We start from the raw sequence: 3,434 nt of genomic DNA, 5'->3' as shown, positions 1-3,434 counted from the left end.
TGGGCGCGGCCAGGGAGCCGTAGATCGTCGGGCCCTCGACCTGGCTCGTGAGGTAGACGCGCAGCAGAAGGCTGCCCAGGAGCCACATACCCAGCGCCACGAGTGCCCCCGGCACATCCTCGATCCACGGGGAGCGCACCGGCACGGACACGTGGTAGAGCGTGGTCAGGAACGCGATGGAGAGCACGAGCATGATCGGCCAGTACAGGACGGCGATGAGCTCGGTGCCGAAGGGCAGGACCTCCACGACCCGGTCCGGTCCCACCACGGCAAGCGGCAGCACCACCGCCCCGATCAGCAGGGCGATGACGTACAGCAGGATGGAGAGCAGGCGGGTCATCACGATGCCGCGCCGGCCGTCGAGCCCGTACATCACCGTGATCGTGTCGATGAAGACATTGACCGCGCGCGACCCCGACCAGAGCGCGAAGGCGAAGCTGATCGAGACGAGATCGGGGCGTTTGCCGTGGGTGACGTTCTCCAGGAGCGGCTTCGCGAAGTCATGGACACCGCGGTCGGAGAGGACGGTGCTCGCGGCCCGGAGGATGTTCTCCTCGATGCTGGCGACGGTGTGCGAGCTGGTCCAGCCGTCCACGTAACCGAGCAGTGCGATCAGTGACAGCAGCAGCGGCGGCAGCGAGAGCAGCGTGAAGAACGCCGCCTCCGCCGCGAGCCCGAGGATGCGGTACTCCATGCACGAGTTGACGATGTCCTTGAGAAGGAGCCAGGCCGTCTTGCGCTTAGACACGTTGTTGTAGAGAACTCGCGCCCGGTGGAGACGGCTGCCTGGATGCCGCTCACCTGTTTCCTTTGCTGCCTGCACCTCCTTACCGTAGCGGCATGGAAGCCACCACCCACACCGTGACCAATCAGCCTCCGCCCCTGGTGGGGTACGACGTCTTCAGTTCGGACCGTGCCCTGACCGAGGCCGTCGACCGGCACACCGCTCCCGAACTCCTGGACGGGGTAAGGGAGGGACTGGCCGCACTCGGCCGTACGGCGGGATCCGCACAGGCCCAGGAGTGGGGGTTCCAGGCCAATGAGAATCCTCCGAAACTCCGGACGCACGACCGGTACGGCCATCGGATCGACGAGGTCGAATTCCATCCGGCCTGGCACCGATTGCTCGGAAAGGCCGTTTCGTCCGGTCTGACGGATGCCTGGGGGCAGCCCGCGGGACATGTGCGGCGCGCCGCCGGATTCCTGGTGTGGACGCAGGTGGAGGCGGGGCACGGCTGTCCGCTGTCGATGACTCATGCCGCGGTGCCCGCCCTGCGGACCGATCCGGTGCTGGCCGCGGAGTGGGAGCCCCGGCTGACGTCTCATCTGTACGAACAGGAGCTGCGGCCCGCGGCGCTGAAGCCCGGCGCCCTGTTCGGGATGGGCATGACGGAGAAGCAGGGCGGGAGCGACGTACGGGCCAATACGACGAGCGCCGTACCGCTGGACGCGGAGGGTGAGTACGTACTCACCGGGCACAAGTGGTTCTGCTCGGCGCCGATGTGCGACGGGTTCCTGGTCCTGGCGCAGGCTCCCGGGGGGCTGACCTGTTTCCTGGTGCCGCGGGTGCTCCCCGACGGGACCCGGAACGTCTTCGCGATCCAGCGGCTCAAGGACAAGCTGGGCAACCGGTCCAATGCGTCGAGCGAGGTCGAGTTCGACGGGACGTGGGCGCGGCGGGTGGGCGAGGAGGGCCGCGGGGTGCGGACCATCATCGAGATGGTCGCCGCCACCCGGCTCGACTGCGCGGTCGGGGCCGCCGCGCTGATGCGCCAGGCCGTCGCCCAGGCGACGCATCACGCCGCCCACCGCTCGGCCTTCGGCGGGAAGCTGATCGACAAGCCGCTGATGCGCAACGTGCTGGCGGATCTGGCCCTGGAGTCGGAGGCCGCGACGACGCTCGCGCTGCGGCTCGCCTCTGCGTACGACAGCGACACGGAGGAGGAGCGGGCCTTTCTGCGGCTCGCGGTGCCGGCGGCGAAGTACTGGACCACCAAGCGGTGCACTCCTGTTGCGGCCGAGGCCCTGGAGTGCCTCGGCGGCAACGGCTACGTCGAGGAGTCGGGCATGCCCCGGCTGCTGCGCGAGGCGCCGCTCAACTCGATCTGGGAGGGCTCGGGGAACGTACAGGCCCTTGATGTGCTGCGGGCGCTGCAGCGCGAGCCGCAGGCGCTGAACGCGTTCCTCCAGGAGGTCGGCAAGGCGCGCGGCGCCGACCACCGGCTGGACGGGGCGATCAAGAACCTGCTGACCGAACTGGCCGATCTGGACGGCATCGAGGCGCGGGCACGGCGGCTGGTGGAGCGCATGGCGCTGGTGCTCCAGGGTTCGCTGCTCGTGCGCTGGGCGCCGCCGGAGGTCGCGGACGCGTTCTGCGCCTCACGGCTCGGCGGGGACTGGGGTGCGGCCTTCGGGACGCTGCCGCACACGCTGGACCTGGGGCGGATCGTGGACAGGGCCCGGGCCGACGTCACCGGGTGAACAAGTAAAACAGCCGGGGTGGGTGCTGCGCCGACACGGCACCACCCCCGGCTGGTACTGCCACTTTCGTACAACCGCACGCCTCACCGCGAGGGTTGCGAGAGGTTGCATCGGATGTTCGGAGTACCGGACACCGGGGCCCCGGACGATGCACCATGTGGAATGACGGCCTCACAGCCGGTGCACAACCTTTGCTTTACCGGGAGTCCCACAGTGAAGACGCGACCGCTCGACCTCGCCCGTCTCAACGCGCAGCACAACGCCGAAACGTCACGTGCGCTGCACGGTCTGCATGAGGCCGCCTTCTCCGGGGAGCCCTCCCGAGGCGCGCCGCGCCCGGTCATCGACGCCTCCTGGCAGCGGATGATGCGCATCGGGCTGAGCCCCGACCAGTCCACCAGCAGCGTGCTCCTGGAGAGCGGTGAGCTGGAGCACCGGCGCAGGGCCACCCTGCTCGGCGAGCTGATGCCCTCGCTCAGCCGGGGGCTGGTCTCGATCGTGGACGCCTCCATGCAGGTCATGGTGGTGACGGACGAGGAGGGCCGGGTGCTGTGGCGCGACGGGAACCAGGCGGTGATCCGCCGGGCGAACGGCATCTGTCTGGAGGAGGGCGCCGCCTGGAGCGAGGGCACCACGGGGACCAATGCGATCGGCACGGCCCTGGCCGCCGCCCGGCCCGTGCAGGTCCACTCCGCCGAGCACTTCGTCCGTACGCTCCACAACTGGACGTGTGCGGCCGCCCCCGTCCACGATCCGCGCGACGGCCGGCTGCTCGGCATCATCGACATCAGCGGGCCCGACTCCACCTTCCACCCCGCCACCCTCGGCCTGGTCGACTCGGTGGCCCAGCTGGCCGTGTCCGAGCTCCGCAACCGCCATCTCGTCTCCATCGAGCGGCTGCGGGCGGTGGCCGCCCCCGTCCTCTGCCAGGTGGGCGGCCGGGCTCTGGTCGT

Annotated in this window: 3 protein-coding genes; 2 read left to right on the top strand and 1 reads right to left on the bottom strand. The window is 69.7% G+C overall.

The genetic code is table 11. The annotated features are described in order from the left end of the window. On the bottom strand, window positions 1-823 hold an 823-nt coding region (locus tag J0695_RS34050), incomplete at its 3' end, for a YihY/virulence factor BrkB family protein (RefSeq protein ID WP_206968632.1). Between the two features lie 17 nt (window positions 824-840). Here J0695_RS34050 and J0695_RS34045 point away from each other — a divergent pair. Both J0695_RS34045 and J0695_RS34040 read left to right on the top strand, forming a co-directional pair. Further along, window positions 841-2,481, top strand: coding sequence for an acyl-CoA dehydrogenase family protein (locus J0695_RS34045; RefSeq protein ID WP_206968631.1), 1,641 nt, complete (start codon window positions 841-843; stop codon window positions 2,479-2,481). A gap of 213 nt (window positions 2,482-2,694) precedes the next feature. Then, on the top strand, window positions 2,695-3,434 hold a 740-nt coding region (locus tag J0695_RS34040), incomplete at its 3' end, for a GAF domain-containing protein (RefSeq protein ID WP_307798858.1).

The organism is Streptomyces beijiangensis (assembly GCF_017315755.1).
GTDB classification, from domain to species: domain Bacteria; phylum Actinomycetota; class Actinomycetes; order Streptomycetales; family Streptomycetaceae; genus Streptomyces; species Streptomyces beijiangensis.
Note: the sequence above shows the minus strand (reverse complement) of the source record. Positions and strands in the feature narration are given on the sequence as shown.